18 protein-coding genes and 2 pseudogenes are annotated in these 23,639 nt (G+C 69.0%); 8 read left to right on the forward strand and 12 right to left on the reverse strand.

Annotated elements, in window-relative coordinates; all coding sequences use genetic code 11:
• Nucleotides 1-421: 421 nt before the first annotated feature.
• The 3 genes and pseudogenes from ACIPQB_RS10215 to rpmE all read right to left on the reverse strand — a co-directional run.
• Nucleotides 422-559, reverse strand: a pseudogene (locus tag ACIPQB_RS10215) (DUF2188 domain-containing protein); the annotation flags it as partial.
• Between the two features lie 82 nt (nt 560-641).
• Nucleotides 642-1,220: a TMEM175 family protein gene (locus ACIPQB_RS10220; protein ID WP_446485117.1), complete on the reverse strand. Its 579-nt coding sequence runs from the start codon at nt 1,218-1,220 to the stop codon at nt 642-644.
• 167 nt (nt 1,221-1,387) lie between these two features.
• Nucleotides 1,388-1,615 carry a 50S ribosomal protein L31 gene (rpmE, locus tag ACIPQB_RS10225; RefSeq protein ID WP_056751777.1) on the reverse strand — a complete coding sequence of 76 codons (228 nt, stop codon included), beginning with the start codon at nt 1,613-1,615 and terminating at the stop codon, nt 1,388-1,390.
• A 113-nt stretch (nt 1,616-1,728) separates the two neighbouring features.
• Here rpmE and ACIPQB_RS10230 point away from each other — a divergent pair, with 113 nt between their 5' ends.
• Nucleotides 1,729-3,582, forward strand: a complete 1,854-nt coding sequence (locus tag ACIPQB_RS10230) for an ABC transporter transmembrane domain-containing protein (protein ID WP_446485118.1) — start codon at nt 1,729-1,731, stop codon at nt 3,580-3,582.
• Here the strand turns inward: ACIPQB_RS10230 and ACIPQB_RS10235 are convergent.
• Nucleotides 3,579-4,691, reverse strand: coding sequence for a Rieske 2Fe-2S domain-containing protein (locus tag ACIPQB_RS10235; protein ID WP_446485119.1), 1,113 nt, complete (start codon nt 4,689-4,691; stop codon nt 3,579-3,581). The genes ACIPQB_RS10230 and ACIPQB_RS10235 overlap by 4 nt on opposite strands.
• A 354-nt stretch (nt 4,692-5,045) precedes the next feature.
• Between ACIPQB_RS10235 and ACIPQB_RS10240 the strand changes: the two genes are divergently transcribed.
• On the forward strand, nt 5,046-6,011 hold the full coding sequence (locus ACIPQB_RS10240) for an NAD-dependent epimerase/dehydratase family protein (RefSeq protein WP_446485120.1): 966 nt from the start codon (nt 5,046-5,048) through the stop codon (nt 6,009-6,011).
• Nucleotides 6,012-6,187: 176 nt separating this feature from the next.
• Here ACIPQB_RS10240 and ACIPQB_RS10245 read toward each other — a convergent pair whose 3' ends face one another.
• The 3 genes from ACIPQB_RS10245 to ACIPQB_RS10255 form a co-directional block, all read right to left on the reverse strand.
• Nucleotides 6,188-7,801, reverse strand: coding sequence for a family 43 glycosylhydrolase (locus tag ACIPQB_RS10245; RefSeq protein ID WP_446485121.1), 1,614 nt, complete (start codon nt 7,799-7,801; stop codon nt 6,188-6,190).
• A 184-nt stretch (nt 7,802-7,985) separates the two neighbouring features.
• Complete coding sequence (locus ACIPQB_RS10250; RefSeq protein ID WP_446485122.1) at nt 7,986-8,408, reverse strand: TonB family protein; 423 nt, start codon at nt 8,406-8,408, stop codon at nt 7,986-7,988.
• Nucleotides 8,409-8,521: 113 nt separating this feature from the next.
• Nucleotides 8,522-9,961, reverse strand: a complete 1,440-nt coding sequence (locus tag ACIPQB_RS10255; RefSeq protein WP_446485123.1) for a sugar porter family MFS transporter — start codon at nt 9,959-9,961, stop codon at nt 8,522-8,524.
• Between the two features lie 273 nt (nt 9,962-10,234).
• On the opposite strand from ACIPQB_RS10255, the gene ACIPQB_RS10260 reads away from it, so the two are divergent.
• From ACIPQB_RS10260 to ACIPQB_RS10270, 3 genes are all read left to right on the forward strand, one after another.
• Complete coding sequence (locus ACIPQB_RS10260) at nt 10,235-12,415, forward strand: TonB-dependent receptor domain-containing protein (RefSeq protein WP_446485124.1); 2,181 nt, start codon at nt 10,235-10,237, stop codon at nt 12,413-12,415.
• Between the two features lie 490 nt (nt 12,416-12,905).
• A complete protein-coding gene (locus tag ACIPQB_RS10265) occupies nt 12,906-15,308 on the forward strand; it encodes a TonB-dependent siderophore receptor (protein ID WP_446485125.1) in 2,403 nt (800 codons plus the stop codon).
• 2 nt (nt 15,309-15,310) lie between these two features.
• Complete coding sequence (locus tag ACIPQB_RS10270) at nt 15,311-16,585, forward strand: MFS transporter (RefSeq protein ID WP_446485126.1); 1,275 nt, start codon at nt 15,311-15,313, stop codon at nt 16,583-16,585.
• 68 nt (nt 16,586-16,653) lie between these two features.
• Here the strand turns inward: ACIPQB_RS10270 and ACIPQB_RS10275 are convergent, their stop codons facing one another.
• A complete protein-coding gene (locus ACIPQB_RS10275) occupies nt 16,654-17,346 on the reverse strand; it encodes a TorF family putative porin (RefSeq protein WP_446485127.1) in 693 nt (230 codons plus the stop codon).
• 253 nt (nt 17,347-17,599) lie between these two features.
• Entirely contained in the window at nt 17,600-18,403 is an 804-nt protein-coding gene (locus tag ACIPQB_RS10280; RefSeq protein ID WP_446485128.1) for an SDR family NAD(P)-dependent oxidoreductase, read from the reverse strand.
• Between the two features lie 92 nt (nt 18,404-18,495).
• Here ACIPQB_RS10280 and queF point away from each other — a divergent pair, with 92 nt between their 5' ends.
• On the forward strand, nt 18,496-18,951 hold the full coding sequence (gene queF / locus ACIPQB_RS10285) for a preQ(1) synthase (protein WP_446485129.1): 456 nt from the start codon (nt 18,496-18,498) through the stop codon (nt 18,949-18,951).
• Nucleotide 18,952: 1 nt separating this feature from the next.
• On the opposite strand, the gene ACIPQB_RS10290 is transcribed toward queF, so the two are convergent.
• A complete protein-coding gene (locus ACIPQB_RS10290) occupies nt 18,953-19,570 on the reverse strand; it encodes a nitroreductase family protein (RefSeq protein WP_446485130.1) in 618 nt (205 codons plus the stop codon).
• Between ACIPQB_RS10290 and ACIPQB_RS10295 the strand changes: the two are divergent.
• Both ACIPQB_RS10295 and cysE read left to right on the forward strand, forming a co-directional pair.
• Nucleotides 19,521-20,268 (forward strand): annotated as a pseudogene (locus ACIPQB_RS10295) (NUDIX domain-containing protein). The gene ACIPQB_RS10290 and the pseudogene ACIPQB_RS10295 overlap by 50 nt on opposite strands.
• A 103-nt stretch (nt 20,269-20,371) precedes the next feature.
• On the forward strand, nt 20,372-21,202 hold the full coding sequence (cysE, locus tag ACIPQB_RS10300) for a serine O-acetyltransferase (protein WP_446485131.1): 831 nt from the start codon (nt 20,372-20,374) through the stop codon (nt 21,200-21,202).
• Between the two features lie 72 nt (nt 21,203-21,274).
• Here cysE and ACIPQB_RS10305 read toward each other — a convergent pair whose 3' ends face one another.
• Together ACIPQB_RS10305 and ACIPQB_RS10310 are read right to left on the reverse strand one after the other, a co-directional pair.
• On the reverse strand, nt 21,275-21,496 hold the full coding sequence (locus tag ACIPQB_RS10305) for a hypothetical protein (RefSeq protein ID WP_446485132.1): 222 nt from the start codon (nt 21,494-21,496) through the stop codon (nt 21,275-21,277).
• Nucleotides 21,497-21,826: 330 nt separating this feature from the next.
• Entirely contained in the window at nt 21,827-23,587 is a 1,761-nt protein-coding gene (locus ACIPQB_RS10310; RefSeq protein ID WP_446485133.1) for an aspartyl protease family protein, read from the reverse strand.
• Nucleotides 23,588-23,639: the final 52 nt, after the last annotated feature.

Here is a 23,639-nt window from a genome sequence, read left to right on the forward strand (position 1 = left end):
GCGGTTTCGACGCCGAGGGCTTGTGACGCTGAAGATTTTGCAAGGCTTTGGAAAGCTTGAGGTTCGCAGCGCCGCCCGCGGGGATCGACCCGCCCCGATCCCCCCAAACACCTTCCCTCCTCCTCTTTCTTTCCTTCCCTCCCCCTCGTGGGGAGGGTGGCCCTGGCGGAGCCAGGGTCGGGTGGGGGGCTGCTGAGCCGGCCGGTCTTCGACGCCCTGCGCCGGGCCCCACCCGACCCCTTCGGGGCCACCCTCCCCGCAAGGGGGAGGGAAGGTAGCGAGAGGGGAGGGGGGAAGAGAGAGTCGGTCCCCCTCAGCGCTTGTCGACCACGTGCGTCGTGGGGCGGTCGTCGCCGGCGGAGAGTTCCTCGCGCCATTGGCCGCGGTCGTCCTCGTAGGAAATGCCGGTCTCCTCGCCGGCCACCCGCTGTTCGCCGGCGGCGCGTTGGGCGGCGTGCAGGGCGGCGTCGTGGGTGCGGAAGGTTTCGGAGAACACCTCGCCCTGCTTGTAGGCCCAGCCGCCGTCGTGCTCGACGATGGTGTAGGTGATGTCGGTCATCGGGGACTCCGTTGAAAGCTTGAGGCGAACTTGCGCCTCGAAGGGCGCGGTTCCAAGCGGGAAGTCTTGAACCAAAGCGCCCTCAGCCCGCCTCCAGGACCCGCTCGATCCGGCGGTCGGGCACGAACCAGATGACGGCGACTAGCACATACAGCCCCATGGCGGCCGGCGGGCTGAGGAAGGCGACGACCACGGCCGCGGCGTAGATGGCCAGCGAGATCTTGCCCTTGACGTCGGAGCCCATGGCCCGGGCCAGCTTAGAGTCGGCGCCCTCGTGGCGGGCCAGCAGCGTCGACAGCAGCACGAAGGCCACCGCGCACAGGAACAGCACCGCGCCATAGAAGGCCACCGGCCGGGCGGCGAAATGGTTCTCGCCCATCCAGGCGGTGGCGAACGGCACCAGAGACAGCCAGAACAGCAGGTGCATGTTGGCCCACAGGATCGGCCCGGTGACCGCCCGGACCGCCTGCATCATGTGGTGGTGGTTGTTCCAGTAGATGCCGACAAAGATGAAGCTGAGCACATAGCTGAGAAAGACCGGGACCAGCGGCGCCAGGGTCGCGTAATCGGTCCCATGCGGCGCCTTCAGCTCCAGCACCATGATGGTGATGATGATGGCGATCACCCCGTCGCTGAACGCCTCGAGCCGGCCCTTGTGCATGAGTCCCTCCGTGCAGGGGCAGGTTAGCGGCAAAGGCGGCGGGATGTCTCTGGCGGCGTGGCCGTCTTCCGCGGGACCGGGCGGGGGAGGGGCCCAAAACAGAAAAGGCCGGCCCGCGAACGCGGAACCGGCCTTTCGTCGCCCTTACGGCGAGAAGCGTAGAACGCCTACTTCTTGGCGGTGAAGCCGGCGAACTTGGCGTTGAAGCGCGAGACGCGGCCGCCGCGGTCGAGCATCTGGCTGTTGCCGCCGGTCCAGGCCGGGTGGACGCGCGGATCGATGTCCAGCGCCAGCGTCGCGCCCTCTTTCCCGTAGGTCGAACGGGTCTGATAGGTGGTGCCGTCGGTCAGGGTGACGGTGATGAAGTGGTAGTCGGGGTGAATGTCTTGTTTCATCGGGCGATCCAACCGACTTGAGGCGGCGTGTAATGTGGGCGGGGGCCGAACCTTGCGGTGGCTCTCGGAGACGCGCGGCTATAAAGAAAGCGCGCGAATTTGGCAAGGGACAGTTGATGACCGACGTGAACGCGGGCGAGATTTCGGCCGAGGGCAGGCCGAGCGCGGGCGCGGAGCTGGTGCAGTCCCTGGCCGAAGCGGCCAACCGGCGGCCGCGCCGCAAGGATGTCCGGCCCCTGGCCCACCTGCTGCCGTTCGTGCGCCGCCACATCGGCGACGCCCTGGCGGCGGGGTTTTTCCTGCTGTTCTCGACCGGCGCCGCCTTGGGGCTGACGGCGGCCTTCCGGGGGGTGATCGACAAGGGCTTCGCCAAGGGGTCGGGCGCGGCGGTCAACAGCGCCTTCATTGGCCTGGGCGCGGTGGCCCTGGTGCTGGCGGTGGCCACCGCCCTGCGGTTCTTCTTCGTCACCCGGCTGGGCGAGCGGGTGGTCGCCGACCTGCGGCGGGCGCTCTACGGCCACACCCTGACCCTGGACCCCGCCTTCTTCCTGAAGACCCGCACCGGCGAGGTGCTGTCGCGGATGACCACCGACATCACCATCATTGAGCAGTTGGTCGGGGCCAGCGTCTCGATCGCCCTGCGCAACACCCTCAGCCTGGTCGGCGGCCTCGGCTACATGGCCTTCGTCAGCCCCAAGCTGGCCGGTTTCATCGTGCTGCTGGTGCCGGTGATCCTGGCGCCGATGTTCCTGCTGGGCCGCAATGTCCGCAAGCTGTCAGTCACCGCCCAAGATCGCTTCGCCGACGCGGTCGGCTATGCCGGCGAGAGCCTGGACGCGCTCGACACCGTCCAGGCCTTCGGGCGCGAAAACGCCGCCGACACCCGGTTCGGCGGGGCGGTGGAGGCGGCCTACAAGGCTTCGGTGCGGCGGATCCGGGCCCGGGCCGGCCTGACCGCGGTGATCATGGTCCTGGCCTTCGGCGGCATCGCCCTCTTGCTATGGGTCGGCGCCCACCTGGTGCTGTCGGGCGAGATGACCGGCGGCACCCTGGCCCAGTTCGCCCTGTTGGCGATCATGGCCGCCGGCTCGGTCGGCTCGCTGGGCGAGGTCTGGGGCGACGTCCAGAAGGCGGCCGGGGCCATGGAGCGGATCTCCGAACTGCTCAACTCGACCCCCGGCATCGCCGCCCCGGCCAAACCCCAGACCCTGCCGGTCCCGGCCAAGGGCGGCATCGCCTTCGACAATGTCACCTTCGCCTATCCGGGCCGCCCGGACCTGCCGGCCCTGAAGGGTTTCGACCTGGTCGTGCGGCCCGGCGAGACCGTGGCCCTGGTCGGACCCTCGGGGGCGGGCAAGAGCACGGTGCTGCGGCTGCTGCTGCGCTTCTACGACCCGCAGGCCGGCGTCGTCCGGCTGGACGGCGTCGACCTGCGCCAGGCCGATCCGGCGCAGGTGCGCGAGCGCATGGCCCTGGTGGCCCAGGACTCGCCGCTGTTTTCCGGCTCGGCCCTGGACAATATCCGCTTCGGCCGCGAGGACGCCACCGAGGACGAGGCCCGGGCCGCCGCCGCCGCCGCCCAGGCCACGAGCTTCCTGGAGGCCCTGCCGCAGGGCTTCGACACCCCGGTCGGCGAGCGGGCCAAGACCCTGTCGGGCGGCCAGCGCCAGCGCCTGGCCATCGCCCGGGCCCTGGTCCGCCAGGCCCCGATCCTGCTGCTCGACGAGGCCACCAGCGCCCTGGACGCCGAGAACGAGCGGCTGGTGCAGAAGGCCCTGCACGACGCGATGTCGGGCCGCACGACCCTGGTCATCGCCCACCGCCTGGCCACCGTGCTGAAGGCCGACCGCATCGTGGTGATGGAGGAGGGCCGGGTGGTCGAACAGGGCACCCACGCCGAACTCTCGGCCCAAGGCGGCCTCTACGCCAAGCTGGCGCGGCTGCAGTTCGGGGTGGAGGCGGCTTAGGTCCGCCAGCGCAGGGTGGCGGCCTCGACGGGATTGGCGAACGGCCGGCGCTCACGGCTGGCGGCGTTCCATTCGCGCTTCAGCTGCTGGTACCAGCGGCCCTGCTGGTCGGCGTCGCCCACCCACATCAGGGCCGGATTGTCCTGCAGGCCGCGGGTCTGGGCGGCGACGATCCGGCCGTCCTGGCGCAGGAAGGCGCGGGCGGCCAGGCGGATCACCGGATAGAGCAGGGTGAAGGCCGGATGGTCGGACCAGATGATCTGGTTCATCCGGGTCTTGCCGGCGTTGATCGGGGTCATGGCCGACAGGGCCAGCACCTGGCGCTCGCCGACCTTCACATGCTCCCAGCGCAGGCCCGGCAGGCGGAAGGTGATCTCGGTCAGGGGCTCGCCGCCGAGGATGGCGTAGGCCTTGGAGTTCTTTGACGGCTCGTGGCGCACCATGGTGAAGCCGGCCTCGGATGGGGCGAAGGCCTTGCACTTCTCATGCTGGCTGGCGGTGGTGCGCCACCACCACTGCTGGTGCACGAACGGGCCGTGGGCCGGGTCGATCAGGCCCAGCACCGCGTGGTCGATGTGGATGTCGTAGTCCAGGTGGTCGACCAGCTTGGGCTTGCCGCCGACCACGCCGGGGATCACCGGCGGCGGGGCCGGCGGCTCGCCGTCGAAGCGCGGGTCGCTGGACATCCAGATCCACACCAGGCCCTGGCGCTCGACCAGCGGATAGCGGCGCACCCGCACCTTGCCGATGTCGAGCGGGCTGTCGGCGGTCAGGGATGGGATCTTGGCGCAGGCCCCGTCGGTGTGGAACCGCCAGCCGTGATAGGGGCACTCGACCGTCTCGCGGCCGTCGGCCTCGGCCCGGACCTTGCCGGCCGACAGGTTGGCGGCGCGGTGCGGGCAGACGTCGCGCAGGGCGTAGACCGCGCCGGCCTTGGTGCGGCCGATCAGCACCGGCTCGCCGAGATATTCGCGGCTCTCCATCCGGCCCGGCCTCAGATCGGGCGACAGGGCCGCCACGTACCAGGCGTCCAGGACGAAGCCCTCGCCGAAGCGGGCCGATTTGGCGGGCTTGGCGGCCAGCAGTTGCGCGTCGTCGGCCATGTCCATCGTTCAAAACTGTACAGCCGGCGGGCGCGAATTCCTTCTCGCCAGCTTGGCGAGCCCCGGATCCGAATTTCGCGGCGAGCTGTTCCCCGGCCGGCACTAGGCCCGATCCGCGGGCCGGCGTCCAGAGCGGCGAGGTGTCGCTGGGCGTGAAGCTTTGGCGACGAGGCCCGCCGCGGCCAGCGCGGCCTTGCTCTTCCAGCCCACGGTCCCGCTCGCCGCGAACGCCCTGTTGGACCGACCTTCGAGCGGGTTCGGCCGGGCCCCCGATCGCCGATTCGCCGGCGGCGATTTGCATTGCGGCCGCCCGGCGCCTCCCGCATAGGCTGGCGCGGCGATGGCGGAGGTTGCGGCAAGATGAGCGTCCTGGTCCTCGGCGGAACCGGCTTCATCGGCGCGCCGCTGGTCCGGCGGCTGCTGGCCGACGGGGTCGAGACGGCGGTCGGCCATCGCGGGACCGGTGCGGTCGCGGCTGGGGCCGCCTCGCGCGTCCTCGACCGCCGGGATGTCGCGGCCGTGGCGGCGGTGGTCCGCGAGCTTGGCGCGACCACGGTCGTCGACCTGCTGGCCTATACGGAGGCCGACACCCTGCCGCTGGTCGCCGCCCTGTCGGGCCGGATCGCGCGCTATGTGCTGGTCAGCTCGGCCGACGTCTATCGCAACTATGAGGGCCTGCACCGCAAGGCGCGGCCGGCCCCGATCCTCGAGCGGCTGACCGAGGATTCGCCGCTGCGCGAGACCCGCTTCCCCTACCGGCTAGCCCGGCCGCGCGCCGCCGGCGATCCCCAGGCCTGGATGGACGCCTACGACAAGATCCCGCTTGAAGAGGCGGTCCGGGCCGAGGCCGGCTTCGCCTCGACCATCCTGCGCCTGCCGCTGGTGTTCGGGCCCGGCGACCGCCAGCGGCGGTTCTCCTGGGCGATCCGGCCGATGGTCGCGAACCGCCCGCGCTTCGTGGTGCCCCATCCCTGGGCCAGCTGGCGGGCAACCTTCGGCTATGTCGACGACGTGGCCGCCGGGATCGCCCTGGCCGCCGTCGATCCCCGGGCGGCCGGCGAGACCTTCAACCTGGGCCGCGCCAACACCCCGACCAACCTGGCCTGGGCCGCGACCTTCGCCGAGCACCTGGCCTGGCCGGGCGAGGTGCAGCTGGCCCACCCCCGCGTCGCCCGCGGCGCTCTGGCCTCGGCGGTGGCCGGGCTGGACCTTGGTTATCCGCTGTTCCTCGACAACGCCAGGATCCGTCGCCGGCTGGGCTACAGCGAGCCGACCCCGCTGGAGGAAGCCCTGGCGCGAACGGTGGCGGACGAGACGGGGCGGTGAGGGGATATTCCTTCTCCCCTTGCGGGAGAAGGTGGCCTCGCGGAGCGAGGTCGGATGAGGGGTCGACGGGCGATTACCGTCTTATCTTCGAGAGCTTACCGGATAGGGCGGCGCGACCCCTCATCCGACCTGCTTCGCAGGCTACCTTCTCCCGCAAGGGGAGAAGGGAAGGAACCTCAACCCAGCGCCCGGTACTTGAACCCGCGGAACCGCGCCGAGCCCTGGCCGGCGGCGTAGAGGCCGGGCTTGAGCATCAGGAAGCCGCCGCGGACATTGTGGTGGTAGCCGGACACCTCCATGCCGCGGTCGAAGCGCTTCCAGGTCGCGCCGCCGTCGCCGCTGGTGTGAAAGCTGACGATGTGGCGGTCGTTGCGCAGCCGCATCAGCATCCTGGACCCGTGCGGATTGGCCGGCCGGCCGCGTTCGATGCCGTACTGGTGGGTGACGAAGGCCTTGGCGTCGAAGCCGAGGCCGCAATAGAGTTGGCGGTCGTAGAACAGGATCAGGCCGGCGCGAGTGTCGGGATCGACCTCGATCTCGCACTCGATCTCGTAGGCCTGGTCGCCATTGACGAAGATCAGCGGCGCGCCGGTCGAGGGGGCCTCGCCGGCCCCCTTCAGGGTCAGCACCCCGCCGGCCCGCGACAGGCGCTTGTGCTCGCGGGGGCCGGGATTGAAGAAGTTCCACTGCACGCCGTACTTGTCGGCGCTGAAATCGTCCGACAGCGCCAGGCCGTGCGGGCCGGGCTTGCCGCCTTTCGGCTTGGGGAGGGGCTTTGACAGGTCGCCGCCGCCCACCTCGAACCAGCCGTCCTTCGTCCAGGCCACCGGGGCCAGCAGGGTCTGGCGGCCCAGGGTGTAGAAGCTGTTTTCATAGCCGTGATAGACGGTCCACCAGTCGCCGGCCGGGCCCTCGACCAGGGTGGCGTGGCCGCGCGACCACCACTTTTCCGCATTGTTCGTCGTGCGCACGACCGGGTTCTTCGGGTCGTTCTCCCACGGGCCGGCCAGGGACTTGCTGCGGGCGACGATGACCATGTGGCCGGTCGGCGGGCCGGCGGTGCCGCCGACGGCGGTGACCAGATAGTACCAGTCGCTGCGCTTCATCACCTTTGGACCCTCGGGCGAGAAGCCCTCGACGTCCCAGTCGTCGGGATAACGCCAGGGGTCGTAGACGTGCTCGGGCGCGCCGACCGTCGACAGGCCGTCGGCGGCCAGCTGGATGCGGTCGCCGCCCGACAGGAACAGCCAGCGCACGCCGTGCTCGTCGACCACGTGGCCGGGATCGATGTAGCGCGGCAGCTTCAGGTCGACCGGCTCGCTCCATGGCCCCTCGATGGCGTCGGCCCAGATCACGTAGCTGGTGTTGCGGTCGGGAAACTTGGCCGGCAGGTAGATGTAGTAGCGGCCCTGGTGCTTGCAGAGCTCGGGGGCCCAGACCGAGCCGACATTGGTCTTCAGGGTGGTGACGACCGGCGTCCAGTTGACCAGGTCGGTCGAGCGCCAGATCAGCAGGCCCGGATAGGCGTCGAACGACGAGTGGGTCATGTAGTAGACGCCGCCGTCCTTGAGGATCGACGGGTCGGGATGGTCGCCGGCCAGGATCGGGTTGAGGAAGGTCCCGTCGCCCAGGTCGGCCTTGCGCTGGCCCTCGATCCCCTTGGCCCAGGTCGCGGCCGGGGCAGGGCAGGGGACGGCGGCCTCGGCGGCCTCGGCGGCGGCGGGAACGGCGGCGACGGCCGCGCCGGTCAGCAGCGAGCCGAGGGCGCCGCGGCGGTTGAGATGGACCATGAAAACTCCTCCCGACAGCGGCGCTTGTGCGCCTGTTGCCGGCCACTTAGCGGCAAGGTCAGGGGATTGTCTACCGGTGTCATTTTCGATTTTCTTGACCGGAAGAGGGGCGCCGAAAACGACGTTTGGCGTACGGAAACCGCACAAAAAAGATTGGCGTCCTACCGGTTTGACTTGCCGGGCCTCATTTGGCCTTGGCCGGCTTTTCGTCTCTTGGAATATTCCAGTGCAGAGGTATCTGGATGCGGCCGCCCGGCACGGGCTTGCCGTCGGCGTCCAGCTTCGGCTTGAGCTTGAAGTATCGCGAGACCTCCAGCGTGGCGGCCCCGAAGCCCCAGCCCTCGGGTGTTTCCGAAACCAGTTCGCAAACGGTGAGGCGACCTTCCTCGGTGACGTCGCAGGTCATGACCGCCTGGCCGTCGAGCTCCATGCGCTGGGCCCGCTCGGGGTAGTACCAGGCGAACGGATTCACGCCCGGCGGGGGCGGAGGCTTGATCCGCTGCGGAGGCGGAGGAGACGTCGGAGGCGCTGGGGACGGAGATTGCGCGTGCGCCGGAAGGGCGAGGCAAAGGGCCGCAAAACCGGCTGCGGCGAACGCGCGCTGCATTCCAAGATCTCCATGCGAGGTAGAGTTTGGCTAACACGCGCCCGTCTCGCGACAAAACAAAACCCTCCCCGGCGAGCCGAGGAGGGTCCGTTGTTCGTCGATGCAAGGAGAGCCTAGCCCTCCATCGCCTCCAGCTCCTTGCCGCGCGTCTCCTGGACCAGCTTCTGGACCAGGAAGAACGAGACCAGGGCGCTGAGCGCGTAGAAGCCGTAGGTCATCGGCAGGCTCCGGGCGGCCATCGACGGGAAGCTGACCGAGATCGCGAAATTGGCGATCCACTGGGCGAAGCCGGCGACGGCCAGGGCCGAGCCGCGCATCTGGTTGGGGAACATCTCGCCCAGCATGACCCACATCACCGGGCCCCAGCTGAGGTTGAAGAACACCACATAGGCGTTGGCCGCGATCAGGGCGATGACGCCGGTGTTGTCGGCCAGGTGCAGGGCGCCGTTCACTGTGGTGGCGGTCGAGAAGCACCAGGTCAGGACGCCCAGGGTCACGGCCATGCCGGCCGAGCCGACCAGCAGCAGCGGCTTGCGGCCGATCTTGTCGATGACCGCGATCGTGGCCAGGCAGGCCAGGATCGACAGCGAGCCGGACAGGATGTTGATCTTCAGGCTGTCGTCCTCGGTGAAGCCCACCGACTGCCACAGCACCGAGCCGTAGTAGAAGACGATGTTGATGCCGACCAGCTGCTGGAAGACGGCCAGGACCAGGCCGGCCCAGACGATCAGGCGGATCTTACGGGTGGTCGGGTCCAGCAGGTCCGACAGCTTGGGCTTGTGGTGGTCGGAGGCCAGCGAGGCGCGGATCTCGGCCACCTTGCCGGCGCCCTGGCCGGCGCCGAACAGGCGCGACAGGATCTTCTCGGCCTCGATTTCCTTGCCCTTGGCGACCAGGTAGCGCGGGCTTTCCGGGATCGACAGCAGGCTGAAGAAGAAGATCCCGGCCGGAATGGTCTGCATCCAGAACATCCAGCGCCAGGCGGGCAGGCCCATCCAGAACGGCGCGGTCGAGCTGCCGGCGGTGTGGGCCAGGATGTAGTTGGCCACGAAGGCGCCGGTCAGGCCGGTGATGATCATGATCTGCTGCACGGACGACAGCCGACCGCGGATGTTGGCGGGCGTGACTTCCGAGATGTAGACTGGGCACAGCACGCTGGCCGCGCCGACGCCCAGGCCGCCCAGCAGGCGGAAGGCGATGAACACCATCGAGGTGTGCGAGGCGCCGGTGCCCAGGGCGCTGACCAGGAACAGCAGCGACGCGATGATCATCACGGTGCGGCGGCCCCAGACGTCGGCCAGGCGGCCGGCGGCGAAGGCGCCGACGGCGCAGCCGATCAGGATGGCGCCGACGTTCAGGCCGGTGCCCAGCTTGCTGAGGCTGAAGGCCTTCTCCAGGCCTTCCTGCGTGCCGTTGATGACGCCGCTGTCGTAGCCGAACATGAAGCCGCCGATCGTGGCGACGGCCACGATGGCGGCGATGAAGGCCATGTTGACCTTGGCGCCGTCGGCGCCCATGCCGGGGCTCGGCCCGGCGTTTATTACTGCTGCCACTTTGGTCTTCCCCGAAAGGCCCGAAGGCCGCGTTTGATCCCTAACGAGTCCCGTCTTGGGCTCTTGGTTGGCCCGACCTTAATGTTAGCGGTATCAGGTCGCAAGCGTCCTCAAGTGGTCCAGGCTTAAGACCGGTTGGCAACGTTGTCATCCCCGCGCCGCGGGTGCGAGCGCGAACATTGCCGAAAAGACATTTGCCCTGGCGGCCCCGATGGCGTCTTAGCCTCGGCGTCGGGCCGGGCGCCCGTCGGGGTTGTCTTCGGGGGAAGTCCGTTGCGTCTGAAAGTCCTGCTGCTCGCCGCCGTGGCCGGCCTGTCGCCCAGCCTGGCCCTGGCCCAGGCCGCCGCGCCCAAGCCGGCGACCAAGCCCGCCGAGGCCCCGACCGCGGTCGGGGCGGTGACGGTCACCAGCGACGCCACCGCCCTGCGCACCGCCATCGACCGCCGCAGCTACAGCGTCGCCAACGACCTGTCGGCCAAGACCGGCTCGATCAGCGACGCCCTGCGCAACATCCCCTCGGTCGAGGTCGATATGCAGGGCAATGTCAGCCTGCGCGGCGATCCCAACGTCACCATCATGATCGACGGCAAGCCCTCGGGCATGTTCAACGGCCAGGGTCGGGCCGACGCCCTGCAGCAGATGCCGGCCGACCGCATCGACCGGGTCGAGGTGATGACCAACCCGTCGGCCGCCTATCGTCCCGACGGCTCGGCCGGGATCATCAACCTGATCACCAAGACCACCGCCAAGCCTGGCGCGACCGGCTCGGTCAAGCTCAACGTCGGGCCCAATAGCCGCTACAACACCGGCCTCAGCGGCAACTATGTGCACGGCAAGCTCAGCCTGTCGGGCGAGGCCGGCTATCGCTACGACCGCCAGCGGTTCTGGCAGACCGACGAACGCGACACCACCTCGGCCTCCGACCCCGGCGCCCGTACGCTGCAGGACGGGGCGTTCCAGAACGCCGGTTCGGCGCTGAACCTGCGCGGCGGCGTCGACTACACGCTCACCCCCAAGGACCGCCTCAGCGGCGAGGTCCGCTACCGCGGCATGGACTACAGCACCGGCGGCCAGGAGACCTTCACGACCTTCGGGCCGACGCCGGATATCCAGGGCCCGTCCTATGCGCGGGCCTCCAGCGCCAGGATGAACCGCAAGAACGGCGCGGCCAGCGGCGACTGGCGCCACCAGTTCAAGGGCGCCGAGCACGAACTGGACGCCCACCTGGAATACGAGGTCACCGACTTCTCGCGCGACAGCCAGGCCTTCATCGACAGCAATCTCAATCCGGACCAGTACGAGACCTTCGGCTTCGGCGCCGACCAGGATCGGGTCAATTTCAAGCTCGACTACACCCGTCCCGGGGCCGACGACTCCAAGCTCAAGGCCGGGCTGGACCTGGAAGCGACCGACAACGACTACGACAACCACGGGACCAGCGGGCCGACGCCCGACGGCCAGATCGTCGATCCGCGCCGGACCAACCGCTTCCTCTACGCCCAGGACGTCTATGCCGGCTATGTCACCTACGAGCGGCGGCTGGGCGACTTTACGGCCTTGGGCGGGCTGCGGGCCGAGCAGGTCGAGATCCGCACCAACCAGATCACCTCGGCCCAGAAGGACGACAACGCCTATTTCCACCTCTATCCGTCGCTGCACCTGGGCTACACCCTGAGCCAGACCCAGACCCTGACGGCCAATTACAGCAAGCGGGTCCAGCGGCCGCAGGTCCAGGACCTCAATCCCTATCCGGTCTATGTCGACCCCTATAACTACCGGGCCGGCAATCCCGACCTGAAGCCGCAGCTGACCGACTCCTACGAGCTGGGCTGGCAGTATCGGAAGGGCCCGGCCTCCTACCTGGCCACGGCCTATTACCGGCAGAGCCGCGACGGGGTGACCGACGTGGTGCGCGACCTCGGCGGCGGCGTGCTGCTGACCACTCGCGAGAACCTGGCCAAGAGCCGCAACGGCGGGCTGGAGCTGGTGGCCAACGGCAAGCTGACGCCCAAGCTCAGCTACAATGTCAGCGCCAACGCCTTCTGGAACGAGATCGACGCCAGCACCCTGGGCTTTTCCGGCACGCGCTCGGGCACGACCCTGTCGGGCCGGGCCAGCCTCAACTGGCAGGCCACGGCCAAGGACTTCTTCCAGCTCAACGGCTTCACCTCGGGCGAGCGCCTGACGCCGCAGGGCCATCGCGAGCCGATCCAGCTGCTGAACCTCGGCTATCGCCGCAAGGTCAGCGACAAGCTGAACCTGCTGGTCACGGTGATGGACGCGGCCGACTCGTTCAAGGACGTGCAGGTGATCGACACCCCGGCCCTGCGCGAGCGCGTCGAGCGCACCGCCAGCGTCCGGGCGGTGTTCGTCGGCTTCACCTACAGCTTCGGCGGCGGCCGCGCGAAGGATCCGGGCTTCGACTTCGGCAGCGGCGCGACGCCGGGCGGCTAGAGCGTATCGATTTTAGAACGACGCGCTCTCCTCTTCCTCCGTCTTCCCGGCGAAGGCCGGGACCCAGATTCATCCGAAGCGGCTCGTGGGTTTCACCTGGGCCCCGGCCTTCGCCGGGGAGACGGGTTTGAGAAGCGTGATTCAGCTTGAAGCAAGTGTGCTCTGGGCGGGCGGGGCGGCCAGGCGCATCGCCCATGCGTTTTGCCGCTGGGCTCTGACCCGCCTGCGCTCTCCGCGAGGCCGGCCGAAGGCACGTTCGCTCAGGCCACGGATCGGCGCCCGGCCAGGAATGATTCCGCCCGCTGCATAACGGAAATCGGCCGCCCGACAGGGACCGTCACGCCGAAAGGCCCTGGCCGGGCGTTTCATATTCTCTGACAAGGGGCGCAATATAATTCTTTCTGAAATGTTACATAACGTTTTGACGAAGATTGGCTGATCGCGCATTGGCTAGCTTCACCGCCCTCCACGCGGACCTGGAGCCTTTCGAATGTCGCGCCGCGCCCGTCTTTTCGCCACCGCCCTGACCTCGGGGCTGCTGCTGTCCGCCTCGGCCTTGGCCGAGGACGCCGCGCCGGAGACCACGACGGTCGATCCGGTCCTGGTCCTGGCGCGCGACCGCGCCGGGCTGCTGGAGAAACAGCCCAGCACCACGGTGTTCGGCCTGGAAAAGCCGCTGCTGGAGACCCCGCGCTCGGCCAGCTTCGTCAGCGACACCACCCTGCAGCGGTTCGGCGTCGAGACCCTCGACGGCCTGACCGCCGTCTCGCCGGGGACCTATACGGCCAGCTTCTACGGCGTGCCGGGCGCGCTCAACATCCGCGGCACCCTGGCCGAGAACTATTTCCGCGGCTTCAAGCGGGTCGAGAACCGCGGCACCTACGCCACCCCGATCGGCGGCGCGGCCCAGATCGAGATCGTCCGCGGCCCGCCGACCCCGCTCTACGGGGCCGGCAAGGTCGGCGGCATGCTCAACTTCATCCCCAAGTCGGCGCGCGACGAGGGGCGGTTCCTGACCGCGCCAAAGGGCGCGCTGACCGCCACGCTGGGGTCCTACGACAAGAAGAACCTGACCGGCGAGGTCGCCCTGCCGGTCAGGCTGGGCCAGGCCGACGGCGGCGTCTACGCCTATGGCGAGCTGGACGACTCCAAGAGCTTCTATCGCGGCCTGCACCCCAGGCGGCAGCTGGCCGAGGTCTCGGCCGACTTCGACCTGGGCGGCGGCTGGAGCACGGCGTTCGGCGGCATGGTCTATCACTCCGACGGCGAGGTGCAGACCCCGGGCTGGAACCGCCTGACCCAGGACCTGATCGACCACCGGACCTATGTCACCGGCCGCGACACCACCCTGGTCGACGCCGACGGCAATGGCCGGCTGACCCCGGGCGAGGTGGGCTTCTACCCGTTCGGCAGCGCCCTCTACATTCCCTACTTCGGCTTCCCCGCCACCGACGCCAACCACACGCTGGACGCCGGCGTGGGAACGACCAGGCTCAGCCCGCGCACCGTCCACATCAGCACCGCCGACTTCTCCAAGACCCGCACCAACACGCTCTATTTCGACCTGGCCCGGCGGTTCGACGACGACAGCACCTTGAAGCTGCAGCTGTTCTACGACGACCAGGAGAACAAGCGCTTCGTCGCCTACGGCTATCCCGCCTGGTTCGACAGTTCGGTCTGGGAGGCGCGGGCCTCCTACGCCTTCAGCCGCGACTTCGGCGTGATCGGCGCCCAGTCGATCGTCGGCGCCAGCTACCGCCGGTTCGAAGGCCGCCGGCGCGAGAGCTTCAACAGCGGCATGATCGCCCTGGACCGCCGCGACATCGCCTTCGGGGCCACGGCGACCGACATCATCGACAGCCCGTTCAGCCCCGAGCCGGCCGGCGTCCAGGGCCTGCAATGGGAGAACGACAACCGGGGAACCTGGAGCCAGACCGGCTTGTTCGTCACCAGCGACGTCAAGCTGGGCCAGCGCCTGACCCTGACCCTGGGCGGCCGCTACGACTGGTACGACGTCGCGGCCGAGGACACCGGCTTCCTGCCGTTCACCGTCAGCGGCCGCCAGACCGACAAGCGCGGCAAGGGGACATATTCGGCCAGCCTGGCCTACCAGGCCCGGGCGGGGCTGATGCCCTATATCAGCTACGCCAAGGCCTCGGCCCTGGAGGTCAGCCAGGCCGGCGAGCTGGCCCCGGGCCTGATCGCCGACGGCTCCTGGCTGTCGGACAGCGACCTGGCCGAGGCCGGGGTGAAATTCCAGCTGCTGCGCGGAACCCTGGTCGGCTCCCTGGCCGGCTACCGCCAGAACCGCACCCAGCTATCGGGCCTGACCTCGGTGGTGCAGGGCACGCGGGCCAAGGGCGTCGAGCTGGAGGTCCGCTGGCTGGCCTCGCGCCATCTCAGCTTCACGGCGACGGGCGACGCCCAGCACACCACGGTCAAGGGGCCGGACGCCTCGTTCCAGTACGTCCCGGCCTATACGGCCGGCGTCGCCGGGGCCCAGGCCTATGGCGGCTCCTACGTGGTCTGGACCTTCGACAGCCTGCCCGGCCGCGGCGGCGACTACGACTACACCCTGATCCCCAAGTCGGTGGTCAGCCTGTACGGCGCCTATACCAGCGACACGCACGCCTGGGGCTCGGCCGGGGCGACACTGGGCGTCACCCATGTGACCAAGACCTCGGGCACGGTGCAGAACGCGGTGGCCTATCCGGCCTACGCAGTGGTCAACGCCTCGGCCTATTACGCGCGCGGCCCCTACACCGCCGAGCTCAACATCGATAACCTGTTCAACAAGCTCTATTTCACCCCCGACGCCGACACCTACGCCAACCTCGGCGCCTTGCCGGGCAAGGGCCGGGAGTGGCGCGTGACCCTGAAGCGGACGTTCTAGCCATGACTCTCAGCACGGACGTAAGTTCGCTTCACTGGCGTCCCTGGCTGCTGGTCGCGATCTTCAGCCTGCTCCTGTTCCTGATCACCGCGGCGACCTATTCGTCGCTGGGCGTGGTGATCCCGGCCATGGTTCCGGAGCTGGGCTGGAGCTGGGAGCACGCCTTCCTCGGCTTCTCGATCCTGGGGGTGTTCACCGGCCTGTCCTCCTGGCTGCCGGCCCTGCTGATCCGCAGGTTCGGGGTGCGCGGGGCGGTCCTGGCCGGGGTGGCGGTGATGGCCGGCGGCCTGGCCTGCCTGTCGCGGGTCCACGCCCTGCCGATCTATTTCCTCGGCGCGGCCCTGTGCGGCGTCGGCTTCCAGATGGCCGCCCTGATCCCCGGCACCCACGTGCTGTCGGCGCTGTTCAAGCAGCGGGCCCTGCCGTTCGGAATCTATTTCACCTTCGGGGCCCTGGGCGGCGTGGCTGGGCCGTGGATGGTGGTGGCGGTGCTCGGCGCGACCCACAACGACTGGCGGCTCTATTGGGCCCTGCAGGCGGCGGTCGTGGGCCTGGTCGGGCTGGTCTGCGCCGTCGCGGTCGGCGGTCGGCGCTGGCTGGAGCAGGCGGGAACGGCGCTGGACGCGGTGCTCGACGCCGAGGCCAAAGCGGCCAACGCCTCCACGGCCACGCCCCCGCGGGTCTATCATACCGACCACGAATGGAGCGTCGGCGACGCCGTCCGCACGCCGCAGTTCCTGGTGCTGCTGGCCGCCTATTTCAGCCACCTGCTGGCCGGGATCAGCGCCGCCAGCCTGGCCCAGGCCCACCTGACCCAGCTGGGCGTGGCCGGGGCGGTGGCGGCCGGCATGCTGAGCCTGGAGGGCCTGATGCAGGTGGTCGCGCGGCTGGGCGGCGGGGCGATCGGCGACCGGATCGATCCGCGCTGGCTGCTGGTCTTCGCCCAGGGCCTGCTGGTGATCGGCCTGCTGGCCCTGGCCCGGGCCGACACGCCGCTGCTGCTGGCGCTGTACGCGGTGGGGGTGGGGGTCGGCTTTGGCCTGACGGTGCTGGCGGTCAGCCTGCTGCTGCTCAACTATTTCGGCCGCCGCAATAATGTCGAGCTGTTCTCCCTGACCTGCCTGGTCGGGGCGGTGTCGGCGGCGGGACCGTTCATCGGCGGCGCCATGCGCGACCGGCTGGGGACCTTCGCCCCGACCTTCCAGCTGTTCGCCGCGATCACCGCGATGGTGTTCGTCGCGGCGCTGTTCATGCGGCCGCCGCTGGCCAGGGCGTAGCCATTGATCCCAAAAAAAGCCGCCTCGCAGAGCGAGGCGGCTTTCTTCTTGATCGCTATATCGCCGTCTTAGAAAGACGCTTTCAGAGAGACGGTGAAGCGCGAACCGTAGATCTTGGCGTAGCCGTGTTCGTCGGTGTCCGAGTACCGGGCGTCCAGGGCCAGGTTCGGGGTCACGGCGTAGGTGCCGCCAATGTTCCAGGTGGCGTAGTCGCCAGCCGAATCAATTTCCTGGTGGCCCAGGGCGCCGCTGAAGCTCAGCTTTTCGCCGGCCGGGATCGAGCCGTTGACTTCATAATAGATGGCTTCGCCGGTCTTGCCCGGGAATTCCGGCGAGTAGTAGGCCGCCAGGCCCACGGTTGCCGGGCCGAGCGAGCGCGAAGCCGCGGCCTTCACTTCGAAATAGCTGTAGGCGCCGGGGGTCAGGCCCTTGTCCTTGACATAGCTGTAGTAGATGACGCCCAGATCCAGATTGGTGTCGCCCACGGTCGGCTTCACACCGGTATAGAGGTCGATCTCGGCCGAGGGGTCATCGGCGCCGAAATCGACGTTCGAGGCCCAGACGCCCGCATAGCCGATGCCGTAGGTCGCATCGACGCCGCCGAAGACCTGCGGATCGTTTTGGGTCTGGCTGACGCCGCGGAAGATGTAGTCGCTGGCGACGCCAACGTTGTAGGAGAGCTTCAGCTCTTCAGCCATCGCGGCGCCGCCCATGGCGACCGTAGCGGCGGCGGCGACGAGCGCCAGTTTCAGAAATTTCATGTGTTCTATCCCCTTGATGTGTTTTGCCGTCAGAAGGCTTTTCGAACCTTCGACCTCCAGCGACGCCTGCAAGCGCGTTTGGGCACCGATGAGTAGTTGTTGACGCGTCCCTTGTTGCAATCTTGTTGGTTAAACCGCCAGCACAAACGCCTGCGCCGGTGCAAAGTTTGGGCGCAGTGTGACGATTTTGCTTCAGAACTGGCGCTGGGCGCCACAGTGCCGATATTCGGTTCTTTACGCTTTACCTGCGGCTTTAGCGCATCGCCAGACTCGCCGAGCCCAGGTGCAGGCCGGCGTCGACCAGCAGGGTTTCGCCGGTGACGTGGCGGGCGGCGGGCGAGGCCAGGAACACCGCCGCGCCGGCGACGTCCTCGGCGGTCGAGGCCACTTTGAGCGGCGCGGCGGCCGCCGACCTGGCGCGCAGCCGGTCGACGCGCTCGTCGTCCATGACCTTGCCGAACCACGGGGTGTCGATGAACCCCGGGCAGACGGCGTTGACGCGGATGCGCGGCGCCAGGGCCCGTGCTAGCGACAGGGTCATGGTGGTCAGGGCGCCCTTCGACGCCGCATAGGGCACGGACGAGCCATTGCCGACCACGCCGGCGATCGAGCCGGTGTTGACCACGGCCCCGGGCTGGGGCGCGGCCTCCAGCAGGCTGCGCGCGGCCCGCACCATCTGGAAGGCCCCGACCACATTGACCGCGTAGAGCCGCAGGAAGTCCTCGGCGTCGACCGCGTCGAGATCGGCATGGTCGGGCGCGAACTTGGTGACGCCGGCGTTGTTGAACAGGGCGTCGATCCGCCCCGAGGCGGCGGCGGCCGCGACGATCCGCCGGCAGTCGGCGTCCTGGGCGACGTCGCCCTGGACCAGCGCCGCGCTCGCGCCCTCGGCCGCCACCAACCGCGCCGTCTCCTCGGCCTCTTCGGCGCTGCGGGCGAAGTTGACGACCACCAGGGCCGCGCCGCGCCGGGCGGTCTCGACCGCCAGGGCTCGGCCCAGGCCCGTGGAGGCGCCGGTGACCACCACCGTGAAGCCGTCGAAATCCCGTCCGCTCATGATGCGTGTCCTGCTCCAAGGGCTATCGGAAGGATTGATAGCGACGCCGCGCCCGCTTGTCTCGCCGCCGGCCCGGGCCTAAATGCCGGCCCATGAGCGAACTTCACGTCACCCAGCTTGGCCAGACGGTCCGGCCCGCCGCCAGCCCCGAAGAGGCCGTCCTCGAGCGCGTGCCCAATCCGCAGAGCGACGTCACCTATCTGGCGCGCTTCGTGGCGCCGGAGTTCACCTCGCTGTGCCCGGTGACCGGCCAGCCCGACTTCGCCCACCTGGTCATCGACTATGCGCCCGGCGACTGGCTGATCGAGAGCAAGTCGCTGAAGCTCTACCTGACCAGCTTCCGCGACCACGGCTCTTTCCACGAGGACTGCACGGTCAAGATCGGCCGCCGGATCGTCGAGGTCGCCCAGCCGCGCTGGCTGCGCATCGGCGGCTACTGGTACCCGCGCGGCGGCATCCCGATCGACGTGTTCTGGCAGACCGGTCCGGTCCCGGAAGGCCTGTGGGTGCCCGACCAGGGCGTCGCGCCCTATCGCGGACGGGGCTGAGCTATTCCGGCGCCCATTCGCTGGTGATCGCCGCCACGTCCGGCCGGGCCCGCTCCTGCGGGGCTTCGGTGGCCGTGCCCAGATAGACGAAGCCCGCCACCTGCTCGCCGTCGGCCAGGCCGAGGATCGCCTGGCCGCGCGGGTCGTAGCTGTACCAGTCGGTGATCCAGTTGGCGCCCCAGCCCAGTGCGGCGGCGGCCAGCAGCATCTGCTGGCAGACCGCGGCGGCGCTGAGCCGCTGCTCCCATTCGGGGATCTCGCCCGGGACGTATCGCGAGATCACCGCCACTGCGACCGGCGGCCGGGTCAGCTTGCGCAGGGCGGCGTTGGCCTTGGCCGGGTTGGCCTGGCTGTCGGCCAGGGCGGCGATGCGGGCGGCGAAGGCGTCCTTGGCCAGGCCGCGCAGGATCACGAACCGCCAGGGCGACAGCTTGCCGTGGTCGGGCACGCGGGCGGCCAGGCGCAGCAGCTCGGCCAGCTGGGCCTCGTCCGGCCCGGGCGCCGCCAGGGTCATGGCCGAGGCCGAGCGACGCCGGGCCAGGAAGTCCACCACCGCGTCGGACGGCTCGATCGGCAGGCTTTCGCCAAATTGCGGGGCGGCGGGAACGGAACCGGTCAAGACGACCTCCACGAAGCATTGTAAGCCGCACACCTATGGCCGCGTCCCGGCCGCCACAAGCGCGAGCCGTTCGCATGTCCGACAGAGACCCACTTTCTCGGCCCGCCTGGCTGAAGCCGCATGGCGCGCCCTGGGGCGTCAGCAGCCAGACGCCGGTCTACGACAATCCGTGGATCAGCCTGACCGAATACCAGGCCATCGCGCCCACCGGCCGGCCGGCGCTGTACGGCAAGGTATCGTTCAAGAACCGGGCGATCGGCGTCGTGCCCCTGCACGCCGACGGCACGGTCACCCTGGTCGGCCAGAACCGCTTCGCCCACGCCAACTACAGCTGGGAGCTGCCCGAGGGCGGCGCGCCGCTCGACGAGGACCCGCTGGACGGGGCCAAGCGCGAACTGGCCGAGGAGGTGGGGCTGGAGGCGTCCGACTGGCGTCTGATCCTGACAATGGAGCTGTCCAACTCGATCACCGACGAGATCGGCCACGGCTTCCTGGCCATGGGCCTGACCCCGACGCCGACCGCGCCGGACGAGACCGAGGACCTGGCGATCGCCCGCGTGCCCTTCGGCGAGGCCCTCGACGCGGCGGTGGCCGGCCACATGCCGGACTCCTTGACGGTGGCTTTACTGCTGCGGGTGCACCATATGGCGTTCAAGGGCGAGCTGCCGGCCGATCTGGCCAGGCTTGTGCTAGGTTAGGGCGGCGGCGGCGAACGGTTTCGCGCGTTGTCGCTCAAGGCGCGGGACTGGAGCATTTCCTAAAAGGATGCTCTAAGGGCCGCAAGGCGAGAGGGAGATCCCGGTGGCCAAGCATCTCGAGGTCGTCACGCACGACGCCACGCCCCCCGTCTGGGCGGCGCTGCGCAACCAGGCCGAACACGCCGCCAAGGCCGAGCCGGCCCTGGCCTCGCTGCTCAACGCCGTGATCCTCAGCCACGACAACCTGGCCGACGCCCTGACCTTCCAGCTGGCCCGCAAGCTCGGCGACCAGGAGATGCGGGCCATGACCGCCCGTGAGTTCGCCGCCGACGCCTTCCAGAGCGACCCGGCCCTGGTGGCCGCCGCCGAGGCCGACCTGGTGGCGGTGTTCGAGCGCGACCCGGCCTGCAAGGGCTATGTCCAGCCGTTCCTGTTCTTCAAGGGCTTCCTGGCCCTGCAGACCCACCGGGTGTCGCACTGGCTGTGGGCCCAGGGCCGCGAGACCCTGGCCTTCTACCTGCAGAGCCGGGCCAGCGAGGTGTTCCAGGTCGACATCAATCCGGCCGCGCGCATCGGCCAGGGCGTGTTCATCGACCACGGCACCGGCATCGTCATCGGCGAGACCGCGGTGGTCGGCGACGACGTCTCGATGCTGCACGGCGTCACCCTGGGCGGCACCGGCGCCGACCGCGGCGACCGCCACCCCAAGATCGGCAAGGGCGTGCTGCTGGGGGCCGGGGCCAAGGTGCTGGGCAACATCACCATCGGCGACTACGCCAAGGTGGCCTCCGGCTCGGTGGTGCTCAAGCCGGTGCCGCCCCACTGCACCGCCGCCGGCGTCCCGGCCCGCATCGTCAACTGCCCGACCTGCGACGAGCCGGCCCGGACCATGGATCACACCCTGGCCGACGTGGTCTACGACTACGTGATCTAGGGGCGGCCCGGCTAGCGAGCAGCTTAGCTGAGTTCGCAAGGTCCCCCAGGGTCGCGGGCCGACATCCCGCGCCTACTGCGCAGGTTGAACAAGTTCGCGGATCGTTGACCAGCCGCATGGACTGGCGGCGTCGCGCAGGTAGACCACCTGGGTTCGCCCGCCAAAGCTCCATGGCCGCCCGCCTGTCTTCGGCGTTCCTTCGATGACGAAGCGGGCCACCTCCACGGCGACGTCGCCGCGGACCAGCAAGCTCTCCAACTCGTTGGACCGGAACCTCACGTTGTTCTGCGACAAGGTGGTCCTGAGGCTCTCCTCGACCGCCGCCTTGCCGACAAGTCGCGAACCCGGCACCTCCGAGAATTTGAGACAAGGTGTACCGCGCTGAAGGATGTCCGCAACGGGCCGATCATCGCCATCGGCGCCAGGCCCGACAGCGGACGTTCAACGGGTCGGTAGCGGGGGCGGGCGTTTCGACCCTGGTCTGAAGTTGCTGGGGTCTGCTTGTGTTTGAAGTCCCAGCTACGGCCGTCCGACGGTTCGTCATTGAACAGCACCTAGAGGCTGTCGGTCGCGAGCATTGCGCTGGCCGTGCTGTTGGCCGGTCTCTTGTCCTGAGGCCAGCCCTTAGCCTTCCAGCTGGTAGCGTTTGATCCGCGCGGCGACGTCGGGATTGATCGCCAGGGCCTTGGCCTTGTCCGCATCGGCCTCCGCGACCTTGCCCAGGCGGTGCTCGACGAGGCCGCGGGCGTAGAGCGACCAGGCTTCACGGGGCGATCCCTTCACGGCGGCGTCGTAGTCGACTAACGCCTTCTCCAATTCGCCACGGCGGAAACGGACCAGGGCGCGGCTGTCCAGGAAGGCCGGATCGCCAGGACGCAGGCGTAGCGCCGCCTCGCAGTCGCTCATCGCCTTGTCCAGCTCCCGGTTCAGCAGCGCCCGCGCCCAACAGCGGCCGTTCAGCGCCTCGGCGCGCCCCACGTCTTCCGAATGACTTTTCAGCCATAGATCGTAATTGGTCAGGGCCTGCTCGGGCGCGTCGAGAGCCGAATACAGACGGGCCAGGTGCAGCCGGGGCTGGGCGGACGGCGCTAGGTTCTCGTCCGCCGCCTTGAGATCGTCCAGCGCCCCGACCGGATCGCGCGAGCCGCGGCGCAACTGGGCGCGGGTCAGACGCGCCTCTGCGTCCTTCGGATCCAGCGCGATGGACTTGTCCAGGTCGGCCGCGCCGAGCAACACTTGACGGTTGGACAGGCGCGCCCGGGCGCGCTGCAGCAAGTAGTCCGCATCGTTCGGCGCCAGGGCGACGGCCTTGTTGAAATCGGCGATGGCGGCGTCGAACTTGCCGTTCGAAGCCAGCACCGCGGCCCGCCGGGCATAGCCTGGCGCATCGGTCGGCTCGGCCGTCCTGTCGGTCAGGTCCACCGCCTTGCCAGCCTGATCAACCGCGCCCTTGGGGCTGATCCCGAACAGGGACCCGCCTTCGTAGGTGAAGAACATCCGGTGGTTCTGGTTGTCGACGAAGACCCGGTGGCTCAGGAAGAAGTCGACGCCGATCAGCATGTCGGCGTCACCCAGCGCCCCGTCGAAAATCTGCAGCCAGGGCTTCCTGATCACCTCTCCGCCGATATCGATCTTGTCGAAACGCGCCTTCCAGGTCCGCACGCGCTTCTGGCCAACGCCCCAGCTGAAGCCTTCCAAGGGCAGGCCGTCCTTGTCCGGGTTGACGCCCAGGCGTTTGGCCGCGTCCAGCGAAAGGACCGAATTCGAGGCGCCGGTGTCGAATATCGCCTTCAGCTTGACGCCGTTGACCTCGACCGTACCCATTGTGTGCCGGTCGCGGTTCTCCATCGGGGCGATGCGCATGAGGGTGTAAGGCTTGTCCCCGGCCCAGTAGGCTAGACCGACGTCGCCGCAATCCTTGGTCTTCATGATCCGGACGGCCCCGTGGGCCAGGTCGTATTCCGCGCCCGACAAGCCCAGGATGTTCTGGCCCAGGAAGCCGGCATAGCGCGTGGAGCTGCCGCCGACCGCGAACTCGATTCGCGAGAGCTTCTGTCCGGCGATGACGAACTCCTTGGCCGTCGCCACTCCTAGCGAGGTTTCGCCGCCCACGCCCTTCAGGCGCGCGTTCCCTCCCAAGCTGCCGATCGAGAGGCCGAGCTCCTGGGCGGCGCCGGCCGACATGGTGCTGTAGAACGCGCCGCTGTCGACGATGAAGCGAGCTTCGCGCCCATTGATCTGGCCCGTCGTGACCGGCGACAGGCCTTCCATGGTGACGGGAAGCTCGGCCAGCTTCATGACTTGGCATTTCGACGCCGCCAGGGCCTGGGTGGACAGCAAGGCAAGCGCCAGGCCAAGGCCCGACACGCGTAACGCAGAAAACATCAACGACACCTCGCCCCTGGCGACAGCAAAGCCGCTTCACTCGTAAAGCGAT

This window comes from Caulobacter sp. LARHSG274 (genome assembly GCF_052871235.1).

Excerpts from the sequence above, each read along its gene's own strand:
- ACIPQB_RS10220 (WP_446485117.1), bottom strand. The coding sequence starts at position 1,220 with ATGCACAAGGGCCGGCTCGAGGCGTTCAGCGACGGGGTGATCGCCATC.
- rpmE (WP_056751777.1), bottom strand. The coding sequence starts at position 1,615 with ATGAAACAAGACATTCACCCCGACTACCACTTCATCACCGTCACCCTG.
- ACIPQB_RS10235 (WP_446485119.1), bottom strand. The coding sequence starts at position 4,691 with ATGGACATGGCCGACGACGCGCAACTGCTGGCCGCCAAGCCCGCCAAA.
- ACIPQB_RS10240 (WP_446485120.1), top strand. The coding sequence starts at position 5,046 with ATGAGCGTCCTGGTCCTCGGCGGAACCGGCTTCATCGGCGCGCCGCTG.
- ACIPQB_RS10245 (WP_446485121.1), bottom strand. The coding sequence starts at position 7,801 with ATGGTCCATCTCAACCGCCGCGGCGCCCTCGGCTCGCTGCTGACCGGC.
- ACIPQB_RS10250 (WP_446485122.1), bottom strand. The coding sequence starts at position 8,408 with ATGCAGCGCGCGTTCGCCGCAGCCGGTTTTGCGGCCCTTTGCCTCGCC.
- ACIPQB_RS10265 (WP_446485125.1), top strand. The coding sequence starts at position 12,906 with ATGTCGCGCCGCGCCCGTCTTTTCGCCACCGCCCTGACCTCGGGGCTG.
- ACIPQB_RS10270 (WP_446485126.1), top strand. The coding sequence starts at position 15,311 with ATGACTCTCAGCACGGACGTAAGTTCGCTTCACTGGCGTCCCTGGCTG.
- ACIPQB_RS10275 (WP_446485127.1), bottom strand. The coding sequence starts at position 17,346 with ATGAAATTTCTGAAACTGGCGCTCGTCGCCGCCGCCGCTACGGTCGCC.
- ACIPQB_RS10280 (WP_446485128.1), bottom strand. The coding sequence starts at position 18,403 with ATGAGCGGACGGGATTTCGACGGCTTCACGGTGGTGGTCACCGGCGCC.
- queF (WP_446485129.1), top strand. The coding sequence starts at position 18,496 with ATGAGCGAACTTCACGTCACCCAGCTTGGCCAGACGGTCCGGCCCGCC.
- ACIPQB_RS10310 (WP_446485133.1), bottom strand. The coding sequence starts at position 23,587 with ATGTTTTCTGCGTTACGCGTGTCGGGCCTTGGCCTGGCGCTTGCCTTG.